Annotated in this window: 12 protein-coding genes and 1 pseudogene; 9 read left to right on the top strand and 4 right to left on the bottom strand. The window is 38.8% G+C overall.

What is annotated here, in order from left to right:
* Window positions 1-296: 296 nt before the first annotated feature.
* On the bottom strand, window positions 297-596 hold the full coding sequence (locus MKP09_RS28215; protein ID WP_394801089.1) for a hypothetical protein: 300 nt from the start codon (window positions 594-596) through the stop codon (window positions 297-299).
* Window positions 597-694: 98 nt separating this feature from the next.
* Window positions 695-856, bottom strand: a pseudogene (locus MKP09_RS28210) (two-component regulator propeller domain-containing protein); the annotation flags it as partial.
* 340 nt (window positions 857-1196) lie between these two features.
* Here MKP09_RS28210 and MKP09_RS14700 point away from each other — a divergent pair.
* From MKP09_RS14700 to MKP09_RS14660, 9 genes are all read left to right on the top strand, one after another.
* Window positions 1197-2516: an IPT/TIG domain-containing protein gene (locus MKP09_RS14700; RefSeq protein ID WP_240830745.1), complete on the top strand. Its 1320-nt coding sequence runs from the start codon at window positions 1197-1199 to the stop codon at window positions 2514-2516.
* A gap of 11 nt (window positions 2517-2527) precedes the next feature.
* On the top strand, window positions 2528-2890 hold the full coding sequence (locus tag MKP09_RS14695; protein WP_240830744.1) for a carboxypeptidase-like regulatory domain-containing protein: 363 nt from the start codon (window positions 2528-2530) through the stop codon (window positions 2888-2890).
* 26 nt (window positions 2891-2916) lie between these two features.
* The gene (locus MKP09_RS14690; RefSeq protein WP_240830743.1) at window positions 2917-3684 is read left to right on the top strand and encodes a TonB-dependent receptor plug domain-containing protein; all 768 of its coding nucleotides are present in this window, start codon (window positions 2917-2919) and stop codon (window positions 3682-3684) included.
* A gap of 71 nt (window positions 3685-3755) precedes the next feature.
* Window positions 3756-4601: a SusC/RagA family TonB-linked outer membrane protein gene (locus MKP09_RS14685; RefSeq protein WP_240830742.1), complete on the top strand. Its 846-nt coding sequence runs from the start codon at window positions 3756-3758 to the stop codon at window positions 4599-4601.
* 88 nt (window positions 4602-4689) lie between these two features.
* The gene (locus MKP09_RS14680) at window positions 4690-5580 is read left to right on the top strand and encodes a SusC/RagA family TonB-linked outer membrane protein (RefSeq protein WP_240830741.1); all 891 of its coding nucleotides are present in this window, start codon (window positions 4690-4692) and stop codon (window positions 5578-5580) included.
* 326 nt (window positions 5581-5906) lie between these two features.
* A complete protein-coding gene (locus MKP09_RS14675; RefSeq protein WP_240831498.1) occupies window positions 5907-7172 on the top strand; it encodes a RagB/SusD family nutrient uptake outer membrane protein in 1266 nt (421 codons plus the stop codon).
* Entirely contained in the window at window positions 7169-7759 is a 591-nt protein-coding gene (locus MKP09_RS14670; protein ID WP_317235378.1) for a RagB/SusD family nutrient uptake outer membrane protein, read from the top strand. Before MKP09_RS14675 ends, MKP09_RS14670 begins: the two co-directional genes overlap by 4 nt.
* A gap of 45 nt (window positions 7760-7804) precedes the next feature.
* Window positions 7805-8743 carry a DUF4973 domain-containing protein gene (locus tag MKP09_RS14665; RefSeq protein ID WP_240830740.1) on the top strand — a complete coding sequence of 313 codons (939 nt, stop codon included), beginning with the start codon at window positions 7805-7807 and terminating at the stop codon, window positions 8741-8743.
* A 238-nt stretch (window positions 8744-8981) separates the two neighbouring features.
* Window positions 8982-11417: a glutaminase family protein gene (locus tag MKP09_RS14660; protein ID WP_240830739.1), complete on the top strand. Its 2436-nt coding sequence runs from the start codon at window positions 8982-8984 to the stop codon at window positions 11415-11417.
* Between the two features lie 303 nt (window positions 11418-11720).
* Here MKP09_RS14660 and MKP09_RS14655 read toward each other — a convergent pair whose 3' ends face one another.
* Both MKP09_RS14655 and MKP09_RS14650 read right to left on the bottom strand, forming a co-directional pair.
* Window positions 11721-12071, bottom strand: a complete 351-nt coding sequence (locus MKP09_RS14655) for a DUF1801 domain-containing protein (protein WP_240830738.1) — start codon at window positions 12069-12071, stop codon at window positions 11721-11723.
* 23 nt (window positions 12072-12094) lie between these two features.
* Complete coding sequence (locus MKP09_RS14650) at window positions 12095-17599, bottom strand: alpha-2-macroglobulin family protein (RefSeq protein ID WP_240830737.1); 5505 nt, start codon at window positions 17597-17599, stop codon at window positions 12095-12097.
* Window positions 17600-17726: the final 127 nt, after the last annotated feature.

Raw genomic sequence — 17726 nt, 5'->3', positions numbered from 1 at the left:
GATTTCTTTTACCAGATGCTTGAAACTATGCGTAGCAATATTATAAATATAAAGCCCGTCTTCGGCATTAATATAAAAGATAGAATCAGTTACTTGCAGGATATTTCTTACGAAAACTTCTTTATGTGCGTTCGCTTTGTTAATCAGGTTAGTTCGCTGCTTAGATGATATGTTATAGCTTATAAGCCCTTCTTTTGAAGAACCAATAAAAACTTGATCATCGTCATAATGCAGTATTGATTGAATCGTATTTTGATTTTCTTCTGAAATTGGATAAATAGTGGCTCGGTTATTTTTTAATTGAATGACCCGGCCATCTGTTGTGCCGATCCAGATGCCACCATCTTTATTTTTCGATAGTACTGATACGTTTTTATTCCTGGAATAAATTGCTTTCGTACGATTTTTTTGGCAATATCATAATAGTAAAGCTCATCACTAAGGATGAACCATAGTAATCCTTCATCACTACAGATACTTCTAACGGTTGCATTATTAACAGGGATTGGTTGAGTAAAATCATCAAAGGCCGGCTGATACTGAAAAATACCTTTTTCGGTACCCACCCAAAAATTCCCGTGAAAATCCTCATGCAAGCAATAGATCGAATTTCCCCGAAGTGTATTTTTTTGCCCAAAGCCTGGCGATACACTTTGAAGGTATTTCCATCAAACCTATTTAAGCCGTCAGAAGTGCCAAACCACATAAACCCATATTTGTCCTGAGCCGCTGTTATTACACTATTATTAGAAAGCCCATTCTCTACTTCGTAATGTCTGAAATAGAACGGCTGTGCGGTGCTATATATATAGCAAATGAAGCAGGCAGTTAATGTTATGGTAATCGGTTTGAACATCCAAAATGTAAAGTAAAAAATAAATATGGTACAAATTGATGAATTTTTGGAACAAAATAGAAAAACGTTTTTGCTATAAGCAATTATTTTTACGTCGTTTGCTTGACGATTGAATTGATTATACCAAACTATCATTTAAGAGAATCAGAACTGCTAAAACAACGATGCTTTATTAACTACAGATTTTAAAGGAAGATGGTATTGATCATGTCAGCGAATGTACACAGTTGTGAATTTTTTTATCATAACAGTCATATGAAACGAGCAATTGCTATGTTCTCTTCACTTGGGTAAGTATTAGCAAAAGCGGATTCCATCAGACTATCAAAACAACAGACATATGAAAGCTGTACTATCACAGTTAAAATACTTATGGGGTATTCTATTTATGCTTTTTATTGTGTTTTCCTGTAAGAAGGATGAGAAGTCTATTAACCAGGGAGTTCCCTTCGATCCTTCCAAGCCGGTTACAATCGATCGCTTTACGCCAGATAGCGGAGGGGTCACCACGCAAATGTTGATTTATGGAAGCAATTTTGGCACAGATACTTCTTTAATTAAAGTATATATAAATGATAAACGTGCGCCATTAATTGGATCAACTGGTTCCATTCTATATGTGCTCGTTCCTTCTAAAGCCGGAACCGGTGATGTAAAAGTTGTGATAGGTAATAGCTCCGATCCTAAAGAGATAAAATCTTCGACAGCCTTTAATTATATTTTCAGGCCATCGGTAAGTACATTAGCAGGGTTTAAAAATGAAAGAAATGAATCTTCTATAGTCGACGGCGACATAAAGATAGCCCAGTTTGAAGAGCCGTACTGGCTTTGCTTCGACCAGCATAAAAATATTTATCTGCTTGAGGAATATCGCGGACTAAGATTTATTGATTCAGCACTTACAAATGTAAAAACACTTTTTAGAACCGGAAATGGACTAGGGCGCCCGAGAACGCTGGCTTTCAATCCCACCTGGGATACTTTGTATGTTACCAACGATCAGGGAGATGACCGGGGTATCAGTACTGCAGTATTGACACCTGCCTCAGGTTTCACACGTTGGAATGCATTAACATACAGCAGGCAATGCAACGGCGGCGATGTGCAGCCTCAAACCGGTGACTACTTTATAAACTCTTATGCCAATGGACAGGTATATCAATGGGATCGTACTGCCAAAACTTTAAGAGAGTTATATAGAGTAGGAGATAATCAGTGGGAGTTTAATATACAGTTTGCACCCAGCGGCGATTTTGCATATTTGGTTGCTGTAAATAGGCATTATATTTTAAGAGCTGACTATAACAGGCAAACCAGAACCTTAGAATCTCCGGTGCATTTTGTAGGGCAACGAGGCTCAAGCGGCTATTTTGATGGGGTAGGAACTAATGCTAAGTTCAATGAACCTCACCAGGGCGCTTTTGATGAGTTCGAGAATTTTTACGTATGCGATAGGGTTAACCATGTGATTCGAAAAATTACACCAGATGGTGTGGTTAGCACTTTTGCCGGAAGGCCCAACCAACCTGGCTATACTGATGGTGCTTTGAGAGATGCACAATTTGATCGTCCAGTCGGGATTATTTACGATAAAGAAATCGGAACATTTTACATAGCCGATCAGGTAAATAGACGCATCCGAGTAATAACAACCGAATAAAATGAGCTGCAATGAGAAAATTATTAATTCTATTTCTTTTAACTTTTTGGATAGGAAGTCTGCTGGCGCAGGAAGTGGAGGTGACGGGAATTATTACCGATCCTACTAGCAATCCGCTCGTTGGGGTAAGTGTAACTATTAAAGATCAGGCAGGATTTGGTACTACATCGAACGAGGATGGACACTATCAAATCAAGACGGACGCCTATAGCATTCTGCTATTTTCTTATGTGGGTTATAAAACTCAGGAGATTAAAGTAGGGCAAAAATCCTTGGTTAATGTTGTAATGCAGCCTGAAGATTCAAGCATTATGGATCAGGTTATTATTACTGCAATTGGTGCCAAGAAAAAATTACATCTACAGGCGCGATAACTACTGTTAACATAGATGACATAAGAGTGCCGGGTGCCAATATTACCAATGCTTTGGCGGGCAATGTAGCGGGCGTTATTGCGATGCAAACCTCTGGCGAACCAGGCTTCAATAATTCACAGTTCTGGATAAGAGGGATGTCTACCTTTGGCGCCAATCAGGGAGCCTTAATAATGGTAGACGGCTTTGAACGGCCATTTAACGAGATCAATATTGAGGATATAGAATCATTCTCCGTGTTAAAAGATGCATCTGCTACGGCTTTGTATGGATCAAAAGGGGCTAACGGCGTTATATTAATTACTACAAAGAACGGGAAAGCCGGGAAAATTGCAATTGATGGCAGAGTGCAGGTAGGATATGTAACCAGAACCCGCACACCAGAATACGTAGGTGGTTATGAGTACGCCAAATTGGTCAACGAAGCCTTAACTACCCGCAATCTGCAACCTTTATATACCCCTAATGAACTTGAAATTATTAATAACAACCTGGATCCTGATTTATACCCCAATGTAGATTGGATTGATCTGATGTTGAAGCCTTCCACTAATAATGTAAATGCGTCTCTCAATTTTAAGGGAGGAGGTACAACCGCCAGATACTTTGTTTCTGCGGCTTATTATAATGAGGGAGGTATGTATGAAAGTGATAAATCGTTGAACGAGTACAAAACCAACGCCAATCGTGAAAGATGGAATTATCGTACCAATTTTGATTTTGATATTACTAAGACCACTTTGCTTCGCTTAGGTGTGGCAGGCTTTCTTGAAAAAAGAATTCTCCCGGTTTAGGACAATTTATCTGGGAGTCGCTGGTAGGTACAAATCCTACTGCCACGCCGGTCGTATATTCTAACGGCCTGGTGCCTGCTTATGGTACCGGAGCCCAAACCAACCCTTGGGTGCTAAGTACTCAAACAGGGTATAGAGAATGGTGGCAAAATAGCATTGCCACTAACGTTAACCTCGAACAAAGACTCGATTTTATTACGAAAGGTTTGCGGCTTGTGGGCCGGGTGGCTTTTGATGCTGATAGCCGGAACGAAATATTCAGGCGCAAATGGCCAGAGCAGTTTAACGTGGAAAGAAGACGGGACAGGAATGGGAACCTGATATTTATTCGAAAGTCAACCGAGGCATTACTGTTTCAGGAAAGTGCAGCCAGTGGAACGCGTGTGTTGGAACTCAACGGGGAAATAGTATATAATCGCAATTTTTCTGGACATAATGTAGATGCATTAGTAAGAACATTTCGTCGGGAATCGAGAAGTTCTGTAGATGTAGGTGGAGACATTGTCAATGGAATCCCTAATCGAAATCTTTCTATATCAGGCCATACCGGTTATGCATTTAAAAATAAATACCTCGCAGCTTTTGATTTTGGATATACCGGATCAGAAAATTTTAAAGTGGGCAATCAGTTCGGCTTTTTCCCGGCCGTTTCTGCAGGCTGGGTTTTGTCAGAGGAAAACTTGTTCAAAAAAATTGCATGGTTAGACCTGCTTAAAATACGCTACTCACATGGTTGGGTAGGCAATGATAACCTAGGCAGGCGCTTTGCATATCTTAGTAGTATAGGTGCTAATGGAAGCTTTAATTTTGGAGATTTAATTAACCCTAATACCTTCCCTGCTTTGGGGTACACGCAGGTAGGGTCTGACCAATTAACCTGGGAGACTGGTGTAAAAAAGATCTGGGCCTTGAGATAAATATCTTAAGGAATATGTTCTCTTTTTACATAGACTTTTTGAGGAGAACAGAGATGATATTTTTATACAGCGTTTTTATCTTCCATCTATGGTGGGCATTACCAGTAGTCCTTACGCTAATGTTGGTAAAACCCTTAATCGTGGCTTTGATGGCAACTTTACCTTTAGGAAAATGTTGGGAGCGGTAGATTTTACAGCCAGAGGTAATATTACCTATTATAAAAATCAAATAGTAGAGCGAGATGAACAATACAATTTCTATCCTTACCGTTCACAAGAAGGATTTAGAATTGATCAATTAAGAGGGTTGATAGCAGAAGGCCTGTTTAAAGACTATGAGGAAATAAGAAACAGTCCAAAGCAAACTTATGGCATCTATATGCCTGGCGATATTAAGTACAAAGATGTAAACGGCGATGGTGTGATCAATGATGATGATGTTGTACCCATTGGAGCCAGTTTCAGGCCGGCACTGATATATGGAGTAGGTATGTCGGCCCGCTGGAAAGGAGTTGACTTTAATGTGCACGTTCAGGGTGCAGGTCGTTCTTCTTATTTTATCAATGGCCCCAGTGTTTACCCCTTTACCAACGGATCGTGGGGTAATATTTTAACGGAAGTAGCCGAGCCTGGCAGCCGTTGGATTTCGGCCGATATATCCGGCGATCCTGCTACAGAAAATCCCAATGCTAAATATCCCAGGTTGAGTTATGGCGGCAATGCTAATAACTATAGATCTTCTACTTACTGGTTGAGAGACGGGCAGTACTTGCGTTTAAAAACACTCGAATTGGGCTATTCTTTTCCGCAGCTCACATTGCAAAAGTTCCGCTTATCTGTTGCGCGTATTTATTTAGTGGGGCAAAACCTGTTTGTTTGGGATAAGCTGAAAATATGGGATCCGGAGTTGGCCAGCGGCAACGGGCAGGCGTATCCTCCTTCCAAAACAATAACCTTGGGTTTAAATATTGCTTTATAAAAACACGGAAGGGTGAAGGCGTGCTATATTTTATCGTTCGCAGCTCGCTCTTCCTCACACAAAATATATTCAGATGAAACGCTACATAAATTTTCACAAGTGGATTATTATCAGCGTTCCATCCGGCAAAAAATAATCGCAGCGAAGCTGCAACTTAAAAAATAAACGGATGAAAAAAGCATTTTGGGAATTATAACTTTGTTGTTGCTGCTCCAGTTTGCAAGCTCCTGCAAAAAGTATCTGGACATGGAGCATTTTTTAAAGACCGTCAAAACTTAGATAGTGTTTTTGCGCAACGCGATTATACGGAACAGTGGTTGGCAGATGTGTACACACATTTACGTGGCTCTAATACAGATGTAGGCAATAAAAATGATGTATTAACAAATTTCTTGTCAGATGATATGTTTTTTGGAGATAGAATCAAGGACGGAAGATTTCCTAATGATGAGTATAGCGATTATAAGAATGGCATCTATACCGAGGCTAATTGGCAGGATTCCTGGGCTTCCTGCTATCAAGGCATCCGAAAAGCATCTATATTTATTGATAATGTAGATAAGAACCGCGAGATGACCCGGGATGAAATTGTTGACCGTAAAGCACAGGCCAGGTTTTTAAGAGCATATTACTATTGGTTATTGATAAGAAAATATGGTCCGGTGCCTTTGGTGCCGGAACATGGGTTGGATTATACTGAAAGCTACGCCGATCTTTCGCTACCCCGTAATACTTATGACGAATGTGTGGATTTTATTACCAGCGAACTGGCGCTGGCCGCAAGGGATTTGCCTGCATCATTGAGAGATTCACGCAATCTGGCTCGCCCCACACAAGGTGCAGCTTTGGCTGCAAGAGCAAAAGTATTTATATATGCTGCCAGTCCTTTTTATAACGGCAATGCTGAAATGGCCGATCTGGTTGATGACAAAGGCAAACAACTTATAAGCCAGCAGTATCAGGAAGAAAAATGGGCAAGAGCTGCTGCTGCTGCCAGGGAGGTGATTGAATTAGGAATTTATAAATTGTACACTTACCCGTATCACGCCGAAGATCAGGGACCTGGTTATCCAGCTACTGTTGTTCCACCTTTCCATGCCCAATATTCAAATGCTAACTTCCCTAACGGTTGGAAAGATATTGATCCTATGGAATCTTACAGGGCATTGTTTGACGGCAGTGTACAATTTCTGGGTAATCCTGAAGTTATTTTCTCACGTGTAACAGAAATTGGAGATCAGCTGACAAAAATCTTACCTATGCATCAGGCTCCTTACTCGCTGAATGGGTGGAATACTTATGGTCTTACTCAAAAGCAGGTAGACGCTTATGCTATGAGCGATGGAGGTACTGTACCTCTCAATCCTCGTGTATCCGGATTTACATCCGATAATACTTCTCATAAACCATTGCCAGCTAATGTTTCTTTACAGTATGCCGATCGCGAACCGCGCTTTTACGCCTCTGTAGCATACAGTGGAAGTATATGGTATCGTAATAGTTTGACAAGAGGTGAAGACAGGGTAAAGCAGGTGTTTTATTACAGGGGAACGGCGATGGCAAGCAGCCCGCTTCGCCTGAGTTTTATATAAGAACAGGAATTGGTATCAAAAAATACGTAAATCCTCTTGATGCAGATTTTAGAAGCACACCGGAAGGGGCGTACAACGTTCCTAAAACAGAACCTGCTATACGATATGCAGAAGTGTTGCTGATTTATGCAGAGGCGCTGAATGAACTGACAGGAGCACATAATGTACCATCCTACGATGGTTCAGGAAGCATAAGTGTTAGCAGGGATGTGAACGAAATGAGTAAAGCTATTAGCCAGATACGCATAAGAGGTGGTGTGCCTGATTATGAAAATACTGTTTATGCGTCTAAAGATCTTTTAAGAAAATCTATTAAAAGAGAGCGCCAGATAGAATTGTTGGGAGAGAACCATCGTTATTTTGATTTAAGAAGATGGAAAGATGCTCCGGTAGAAGAGGCTACTCCCGTAACGGGCTGCAATATGGATATGACCGAAAACCAAAGGGAGATTTTCCATACACCGGTTATTATTGCATCCCTGCCTACCATATTTGTCAAAAAAATGTATTTGTGGCCCATTCCGCATGAGGAGTTGAGAAGAAATGTAAGACTGACTCAAAACCCAGGATGGACTACGCCTTATTAAAACCAATATGCTTTTGATATGAAATATAAATATTTATATATAATAATGTTAAGCCTTTTGGGAATGGCTTGTAACAAAGAAAATGCAGAAGAGCTGTATGTAAAGGATGTATCTTTTGTAAACAACGGCGTGGTTCCGGTATATGCCCGATACAAGTCAGCCGGAGGTGTCGTAGCATTAAAGGTTCCTGTAGTTTTAAGCGGTAGTACTGACAATACAGAAGAAATACAGGTTACGTTAGAGCTGGATACAGACACGCTTTCGAATTTGAATTTCGATCGTTTCAGAAACAGGGATGACTTGTATTTTATTCAATTGCCGGAAGCGAACTATTCCTTCAGTTCTAACAGCACTACTATTCCAAGCAATTCTAATACTGGTTATTTTGACCTGAATCTGAAAATGGAAAATATGGATATGTACTACAAGTATATACTACCTGTGAAATTGATATCCACCTCAAAATATAGTGTTTCTCCAAGAAGATGGTATAAAAAATCGCTGATGCAAATCATACCTTTTAATGATTATTCAGGATTATACTCTGTACCCGGCCAGGTAAAAAGAACAGAAGGGAATGAGCCTGCTTTAACAACGCCTAATCGGAATGTGTGGGTAGTGAACGAAAATACAGTTTTCTTTTATGCCGGCGTTATTGAGGAAGAAGCTTATGACCGTTTGAAATATAAAATTTCTGCACAATTTAATGCGGATAGCAGCATTACATTAACTGCATCAGATCCGGTAATTAAGTTTAAACAAAATAACGGTAATTATACTGTTCAGAAGAAAATGGATGATGTGCTGCCTTACCTGCAAAGAACTATTACTACCATGAACCTGGATTATGAATATGAAGATATTACTAACCCATCCTTCCCGCTACGTTACAGGTTTACCGGGGCAATGGTGCTGGAACGGGTTAGAAATACACAAATACCTGAAGAAGACCAACAGGTGGTGATTGATAGTGATCAGTATTAAGTAATGATGATTAATCCGGAAGCACCTGATTGTAAAAAATGAAACAAATCGATGAAATTTTGAAACAAAATGGACCCCTGTTTTTTGTAAAATATTCTATTTTCATTTTTTATAGGAAGTAATGATTGTGTATGAAATCCATGTGATATCCGAAATAAACAGCCTCCCATTACCTTTTTCAAATTCACTAGTATAAATCCAGCTTGTAGAATAACTTTTTAATGTAAATTTTTTTTTAATGATCAGAAATTATTTTAAGCCCTTTATTAGTTTTTTATTTACGCTTTCTTTTCTAGCTACGAATGCTCAAAAGCAACAGGCTCCAGCGTATCCGCTTATTACGCATGACCCCTATTTTAGTATCTGGTCTTTTACAGATGCACTTAATGAGTCGCCTACCAAACATTGGACCGGCACTGATCAATCATTAACAGGCTATGCAAAAGTAGATGGAAAGATTTATCGCTTTTTAGGGTCTGAGTCTAAAAGCTACGATGTATTGTTGCCCGCCTCAGAAGATAAATCTTATAGGGTGAAGTACACCGAAACAGCACCTTCAGATGATTGGTATCAGACTTCTTTCAACGACAGTAAATGGAAGGGTGGGATAGCCCCGTTGGGCGATGATAAAAGCCTTGCTAAAACGGAATGGAAGTCAGAAGATCTTTGGGTAAGAAGAGAGTTCACCATGCTTGATAATAAAACCCAGGATGTTTATCTGAAGTTGAATCATGATGACAATGTAACAGTTTATCTAAATGGTAAAGAGATTTATCAAAAAGATGGCTGGGTACATAAGTATATTTTTATCCCGATAAAAAACCCTTCGACTGTTTTACAAAAAGGGAAGAACATATTAGCGGTTCATGTCAGGAATACTGCCGGTGGCCGTCATCTTGATTTTGGACTAGCAAAGGAGCGAAGGGTCATGCCGACTTCAGTTTCAAATGCACTACAGAAGGGCGTTCAATTTAAAGCTACACAAACAATTTACGATTTTACATGCGGGCCTGTAGATTTAAAAGTAACGTTTACTTCGCCATTAATATTGAAAGATCTGGATCTGCTGGCGCGACCAGTATCATACATCACATTTGATGCAAATTCTAATAGTGGTAAAGCACACAATGTTGAAATCCTTTTTAACACTTCATCTAATCTTGCAGTTAACACACCTGCTCAGGAAGTTATCGCAAATAAGTACGCAGCTAAAGGAATGTCAATTCTTAAAGCGGGAACAACTTCTCAACCTGTTCTTGCTAAAAAAGGAGATGATTTACGCATTGATTGGGGATACATACATGTCGCAGTTCCTCAAAGCACAAATGCATCACAGTTTATTGCTAATTCAGAAGCAGTTGCTTTAACTGCATTCGCGAAAGCGCGTGTGGCGCCGGCAATAAACAAAGTAACTGGTAAGCAACTTTCGCTTGCAACTATTGTAAATCTTGGCAAAACAAAACAAGCCAGCAGCAGGATTTTATTAGGTTATGATGATATATGGTCCATTCAATATTTTGGAAAAAATCTTAGGCCATGGTGGAACAAAGACAATAATTCAAATATTGAAGATCAGTTAGACAAAGCAAATACCGGTTATGCTTCCGTAATGCAACAATGTAAACAAGTTGATGAAACTATTTATAACGATGCATTGAATGCTGGCGGTGAAGCGTATGCTAAACTATGTGAAATTGCGTATCGTCAGGTGATTGCGGCACACAAATTAGTACAAAGTCCGCAGGGTGACTTGCTTTGGTTGTCAAAAGAGAATTTTAGCAATGGCTGTATCAATACCGTTGATCTTACTTATCCATCAGCGCCTTTATTCCTCGTTTATAATCCCGACTTAGAAAAAGGAATGATGAACGGTATTTTCTATTACAGCGAAAGTGGAAAATGGAAGAAGCCTTTTGCAGCGCATGATCTGGGAACTTATCCTTTGGCCAATGCTCAGGTTTATGGAGAAGATATGCCGGTAGAAGAATCCGGTAATATGGTGATACTGGCTGCCGCAATTGCACATGTTGAGGGCAATGCAAAGTATGCTGAAAAGCATTGGAAGACTTTAACAACCTGGACGGATTATCTGGTGAAAGAAGGGTTTGATCCTGCCAACCAATTATGTACTGATGATTTTGCAGGTCATTTGGCGCGCAATGCTAACTTATCCATGAAAGCAATTATGGGTATTGAAAGTTACGCATCAATGGCTAAAATGTTGGGCAAAAATGATGTGTATGAAAAATATCACAACATTGCTGTGAAGATGGTGCCTGAGTGGATGAAGCTTGCTGATGATGGCGATCATTACACATTAGCTTTTGAAAAGAAAGGGACCTGGAGTCAAAAATATAATTTAGTATGGGATAAGGTTTTGAAATTTAATATTTTTCCATCGTCAGTAAGTGAAAAAGAAATCGATTTTTATCTTAACAAACAAAATAAATATGGCTTACCATTAGATAGCCGAAAAACCTATACAAAAAGCGACTGGATTGTATGGACGGCAACAATGGCAAACGATTTAAAAGATTTTAAAGCATTCATTGAACCCATTTATAAATTCGCAACAGAAACTCCTGATCGTGCGCCACTTGGCGACTGGCACGAAACAACGAATGGTAAAAAGAAGGTTTCCAAGCAAGAAGCGTGTTGGGAGGTTATTGGATGAAAGTTTTGGAGGCGAAATTGAATAAGTAAAATTCTCTATTCGAATAACAAAGTAAAGGCCGCACATTTCGCGGCCTTTACTATTGGGTAGAATATTTTTTAAACTATCATTTAATATATGGCATCAGTCTTGCCACGCTCGGTTCAACATCGGAACATATCTGATCCTATATAAACGATGACAAATCTGCCTTCCAGCCAGATCAATTCTTTAAGTCAAAATACAAAACCAGAGATTTTTTTAAACATGTAATGTTGGATCAGCTATTGGGAGTTCTTTTTTGCTTTTACTCCATGAGAATGTTTACCCTGTCTTATAAAGATTCAGCGCTTGTGTAAGAATGTTGTTTATCTTTTTAAAAGGTATGTCCTTGGTAGGATCAATCAACATAATCTTCATTCTTGCACGTTTTTCCTGAATTAACATTGGGTCATCTAATCGCTTTCCTTCAACTATCCCAATATAAGGTTGATCATATTTTTTATGTTTCCATAAATAACAAAACATTTTTCGATCATAGTAAAAGAAAGGCATGCCATATTTCCATTCTTCGCTAATATCCTGATCAAGTGACAGAATTATTTCTTTTAAAGCTAAGAAGGTGCTTTTGTAAGGTTCTTGTTGTTGAAGATAAAAATTGTCTATGGGTTTCATTGGTTTGGTTAATTTAATGAAACCTACTTCTCCACATTCACTCTCACACCTTCGCTATGGCTGGTGAATTCCGGTGCATACATGCATTGTATCGTTGTAATGCCGTTGCTGAAATTACCTGCTAATTGTGCAAATAGATCATATTCGAAAACATAAGTGCCTTTTTGTAAATAATTAAAAAAGAAATTGGTGCTGGCATCTTTAGTGGTTTCATAATAACCTAAACCTCCTTGCCATTTATATTGGCTTAAAACATTTACAGGTTCAAAAGATGATGCACGCATATCTTTCATGTGTACATATTCCATGTCGCGATCCACACGAAGTTCTATGCGAACTTTTATTTTATCACCTACTTTTATTTTGTCGCCTTCGCTTACAGGTTTCAATTCCGGCCCGCGATCTGTGTTGGTTTCTATAAATAATTTCTTGCTCAATTGTAAAGGCGAAGAAGCTGTCGTTATTTTATCAAGATCCTCGAAGTATTGCCAGTACACACCGCCCCAAGTTGGAAGGGTTGATGCTCCTGGCTGTTGAACTGTTACTGAAATATTTCCCATCTCCGGACGGACTTTGGTTCCTTCAATTACTTTTTTGAAATAACCAGTTCCCGCTTCGGGCGCAGATCCCCCTCCACCGGAGGGGGGTAGGGTGAGGCTTCCTAATTTTATTTCAACATCTGGCGTTACTGTTAACCATTCCGAGCCCCGAAGTAACAAAGCGTATACCGCTTCAGCAGTGGCTTTGGTACTTTCCCAATTATTAGTTTGTTTATTCTTCAACAACCAGGTTCTTAAATCATCTGCAGTTTTGCTGTCATTCCCGGCTTCTTCAAATGCTTCAATAATCAAGGCCTGTCTTTCTATTGGTGCTTCATACCACCACCAGCTTCTTGCTGCATCTTTATAATACATACCCAATTCCTCGTTTTTAATTGCTGTTTCTTTCAACGATTTTAAAATGGCTGTTGATGTGTTTACATCATTATTCCTATGCATAGCCAGAGATGTCATTGCCTGCATATATTTGTTTTGCTTTGTCCATGTTTTTTTCGAACGCTCTCTAAAATAGGCAACTGCCTTTTGCGCTTGTTCTTTTATTTTATTCTGAGGAAAGAAGCTGCGCATATATAAATATTGCGTTACATAGTGGGAGGGAACATACTTTTCAAGATCAGTTTTGTATTTGATCAGGTTGTCATATTCCTCTTTTATTTTCGCATCCAAATACGGCAGTGCTTCCTGAACCATTCTGTTAAGATTGGCTTCTTGCAGCCCACTCACGGCTTTTAGTTTTTTAAGATGGCCTATGCCTGTTATAATATATTGGGTCATATAACGATCATCCGGGCCACCCTTAAACCATACAAATCCGCCATTAGAACTTTGTAGCTGCCTGAGTTTTTCATACGCATTATTTAGTTCGCCACTCATGCGTACCAAATCAAATAATACAGCTATATTTTTCTTTTGTTGCGTTTCAGTTTTTGCAGCCAATACCCACGGTGTTTCCTCTAGTAATACCGATTTTAATTCCTGATTTTTTTGAAGATTGCTCAATAAAGCCGCAGTATCCTCTGTTCTCCATTGTTCAAAAACCTGTTTAATTTTAGGGGAACTGTTGGCAATAAGCGTAGCCAGAGAATTAGCATAATATTTATTCCATGTTTGTTCTGCACATTCGTAAGGGTATTGCATCATGTAGGGTAGAGCTTGCACCGCATACCAGGCAGGATTAGAAGTGTATTCAGCCGTTAGCGATTGTGTGGTAAGGGTTTCGCTATTGCCGCTGTTTAATAGTTTATCCAGTTTGAAATTTTTCGTGCCGCTGCCGCGCATTTGCAACGCCAACGTTTCTGTTACCAACATTCGATTGGTGAGAACAGGCAATGTATTTTGTTCGCCATCAGAGATGGAATTGTCTGTTGCTTTAGCAACTATACGCCAGGTTAACGCTTTGTCAAAATGATAAGGGATTTCGATTGGAAACTGAATGGACTGGCTTTGACCTGCAGCAATGGTAAAGTATTGTTGTGGTATTGTGCTTTTAAACCAGCCGTCCATGGGTTCGTTGGTAGCGGCATCAAATAATTGCAAAGTCGCAATTCCGGTAATTTCTTTAGCCGACAGATTAACGACTTTATTACTAAATTCCATTTTATCTCCCTCACGTAAAAATCTGGGAGGATTGGGTTGCACCATTAAATCTTTTTGTGTGATGATTTCTTTACTGCTGTAACCCAATGCCAAATCTTTTGTATGGGCTAACGCCTGAAACTTCCATTTGGTAAGGGCTTCAGGCATAGTAAAGGAGAGACTTACGTTACCTTCTTTATCCGTTTTTAAATCAGGAAAGAAGAAAGCAGTTTCGTTGAAGTTGGTACGAATGGTAGATTGATTTCCAATATTATTGTTTTGCTCGCTTATGTTTTCCGCGTTACTTTGTTCATCTTCGGGTGTAGGTGCTGCTGAATCTGCCATTTCGCTTACCGCACCCGTTAATGATTCTCTTTTTTGCTTACTATATCCCACTACTATAGCTTCGTTCATTTGTGCTTGATTTGCTACGCCTCTTATCATAATTCCAGGGACTTTGCCTTGTAACGCATATTCAAAATTATTGTTAAATATCTGATCATATCTTTTATCAAAATTTTTATATTCTTCAGTGTTTGTATTTTGGATGTTAGCTGTTGCATCACCAAAATTAGAATTGCCATTCCAGTTTGTCCGGTTATAGTAATTGTCCCATAAATACGGTTTACGCCATTGATGCGGATAAAATTGGTCTAAAGACGCATCATACATACTCGCCAGCATTTCAGCAGTAGCTTTTTCTTTTTTATAGCCAGATATTTTTACAGTCCACTTTTCTTCAGCGCCGGGTAGCGTTTTATCTCTAAAAGTGCTGTATTCTATATTTAGCTCCTTATTGGTCCACGGTACAGTAATGGTTTGATTAGATTGAAAAATACGATTGTTCTTTACAAATAAATAACTAACGCCGTAGCCACCTCTGTCTGTTTCGCTTGCTGAAAAATTAAATGTTTTATTTTCTTTATTGAGGTTATGAAAGGAGTATTTGTTCTCTTCTTTATCAATATTTTGAATAAGGAAAATGTTAGCAGCTGATGTGCTTACTTCAATATTTGTCTTTTCTCCGGGTTCAATAGGTTTGGGAGCAATAGTGTATAAATATTGAGGATAAACAGGTTCAGGCTCTTTTGCATCAAATAATTCTACATATTGTACATCTTTAATATCATTGCCTTCTTTATCTTTTGTGCTTATCTCGATCATATAATAACCAGGTTCAATACGCTTTTTATCTAACAAAAAAACTCCTGTTGAATCTGTTGTTCCATTTTGCTCGGCTACCATTTGGCCATGCTGCCAGGTTTTTGGATCATCCTCATTATCATAAATATCATTAGGGAAATGTTGCACGTATTGATCTTTTGTAAAAATGAATTGATCCGGCCGTTCCCAATATCTTGTACGAAGCAGGCGCTGCTCTGGTTTTAGTTGAATAATTTTTATCTGAACGTTGGCTTTTTGAAAAACTCCAGACATGTTCTCTGTTCTGATATTTACTTTATAAAGACTGTCGACAGGTAATTTTCCGGCAATATTTACTTTTAATAATAAAGATTTATAACCCGCTGAAACCACTTTGTCAGCGCTTCTGGTTTCTCCGTTAATATCTGTAACGTCTGCATAAATTTTATAGTCAAAAACAGGATCTAATTTGGTGCTTAGCTTTAGGTCAGGAATAGCTTTAAACGTTATGTCAAACTTTCCATCGGCGTCGGTTTCGGCCTCTCCATGAGTAATTTCCAATGGCGTAGATTGAGGCAGGTAGCTCCTCCAATACAGCCAGGGATAAGGAAAGCGAGCCGCGCGCACAACACGGTATTTTACTTTAGCACCGTCAATATTATTACCCGCATAAGCTTTGGCAAAGCCTGTTATTTTTACGTCATCGTTTACTTTATAAGCGTCTTTTATTTTTTCAAAATCTACATAAAATTTTGGGCGCTTATATTCTTCCATACGAAAAGTGGAGCGGCCTATATTATCTGCGGTACTGATTGTGTACATGCCATTAAGCCCACTTTGCGGAAGCTCAAACTTTCCATTGAAAGATCCATATTCATTTGATACAATTTTTATATCTGCGACTTTTTGCTGATTCGCATCTAATAATGTGATAGTAGTTTTATAGCCATCTTTAATAACAGATTTTCTGCCATCATTTTGTTTCGTTACAACAATGCCTTTAAAATAGACGGTTTGTCCAGGCCGGTAAATGCTTCTGTCTGTAAAAAGAAAAGCAATTGTGCTTGACGTTTTATCATTATCAAAACTATTATAATAATAGCTGTACTCTTCTTCGTCAATGAATAATTTGTCTTTTTTGTATTGTATTTCAAAAAGCAAAGAACGGTTCCCTCTTGTTTTTGCAGTTTGGGAGATTGAATTTATATGGGCATAACCATTTTTATCAGATATAAAATTTTCTAATTTCGTCTTTTTATAGGAAGATGTTTTATAATCGTAAGTGTTATTCCACACCTGTATGTTAGCATTTGTCAGAGGTTGCCCGGAATTTCTATCCAGCACAAAAAAGTCATCCTTGTTATTTACAAAGCTGATGTTGGATATATAAGTGAGGCGTGTTGCCAGAATATTATCATTAGAACTAAACTCTTTATTCGCTGAAGCCAAAATGAAATATGCTCCGGAGGGTAAACTTTCTATTTTTATTTCAACGCTGTGATTTTGCAAGTCTGTGTTGTTGGGCAATGCTTGTTCCCACTCTCTCAAAGGTTTTGCTGTAGCCAATTGTTGCCAGTATTTATTATTGCCGCGGTTATTGCGTGCTTCTTTCTTTAATGCTTCGGTTGCAGGTACAACACGTAAATAAAGTTTGGTGATATTTTTAAAGTTGACCAACATTCTAAATGGTTCTTTTGGAATATTTACCTTTTCTAATTGAAATGAAAAATAAGGTTGAGTTAATTGCTGATGAAGATTATAAGCGTTTGCCCTGCCTTCGCTTTCTTCTTTTTGTTCTAATATTTTATCCGTTATTTCTTTGGCTTTTACTAATTCGTAGCGGTTGGTAGTGTCGCCGTTAGCCTGGTATTCATTACCTTTTTGTTGATGAATACCTGCTATTAAATATTGGGCTTGTGCAGTAGCAGGAATATTTCCATACTTCGATATAATTTGTTGCAATGCTGCGTAATAAAGCCGTTCTTTGTTTTCTGAAAGATATTTGGAATAAACATATTGCAACCTCTCTAAATCTACATCAATCAAAGCGTCTGGTTTTTCATCACTTAAATGGAATTGTGCCAGCTTTTGATACACCAGTAATGCTTTGTGTTGAAGTGATAACGAATCATCCGTTGTGAAAGATGCTTTTGCAAACTCTGCCGCCGGACTGAATGCTTTGCTATCATTAATCTCAAAACTATATGCTGGCCTGCTTATATCCCGTTCATCACTTTTAAAGTACTGCAAAGCCCTGTGTGCTAAAAGATCGTACAAAGTGGGGCGTAGCTGGCGTGTATTTCCCTTTGTGATCAGTGCATCGTACGCTGTGAGTTTTGTGTGCTGTAATAATTGTTCGTTTTGAAGAGAGGCAAGA

It is taken from the genome of Paraniabella ginsengisoli, from assembly GCF_022513635.1.
Lineage (GTDB): Bacteria > Bacteroidota > Bacteroidia > Chitinophagales > Chitinophagaceae > Niabella > Niabella ginsengisoli.
The sequence above is the reverse complement of the archived record's forward strand: the minus strand, read 5'-3'. Positions and strand labels throughout refer to the sequence as shown.

Coding starts and splice junctions, on each gene's coding strand:
- MKP09_RS14660 (WP_240830739.1), top strand. CDS start 8,982: ATGATCAGAAATTATTTTAAGCCCTTTATTAGTTTTTTATTTACGCTT.
- MKP09_RS14700 (WP_240830745.1), top strand. CDS start 1,197: ATGAAAGCTGTACTATCACAGTTAAAATACTTATGGGGTATTCTATTT.
- MKP09_RS14665 (WP_240830740.1), top strand. CDS start 7,805: ATGTTAAGCCTTTTGGGAATGGCTTGTAACAAAGAAAATGCAGAAGAG.
- MKP09_RS14695 (WP_240830744.1), top strand. CDS start 2,528: ATGAGAAAATTATTAATTCTATTTCTTTTAACTTTTTGGATAGGAAGT.
- MKP09_RS14680 (WP_240830741.1), top strand. CDS start 4,690: ATGGTGGGCATTACCAGTAGTCCTTACGCTAATGTTGGTAAAACCCTT.
- MKP09_RS14655 (WP_240830738.1), bottom strand. CDS start 12,071: ATGAAACCCATAGACAATTTTTATCTTCAACAACAAGAACCTTACAAA.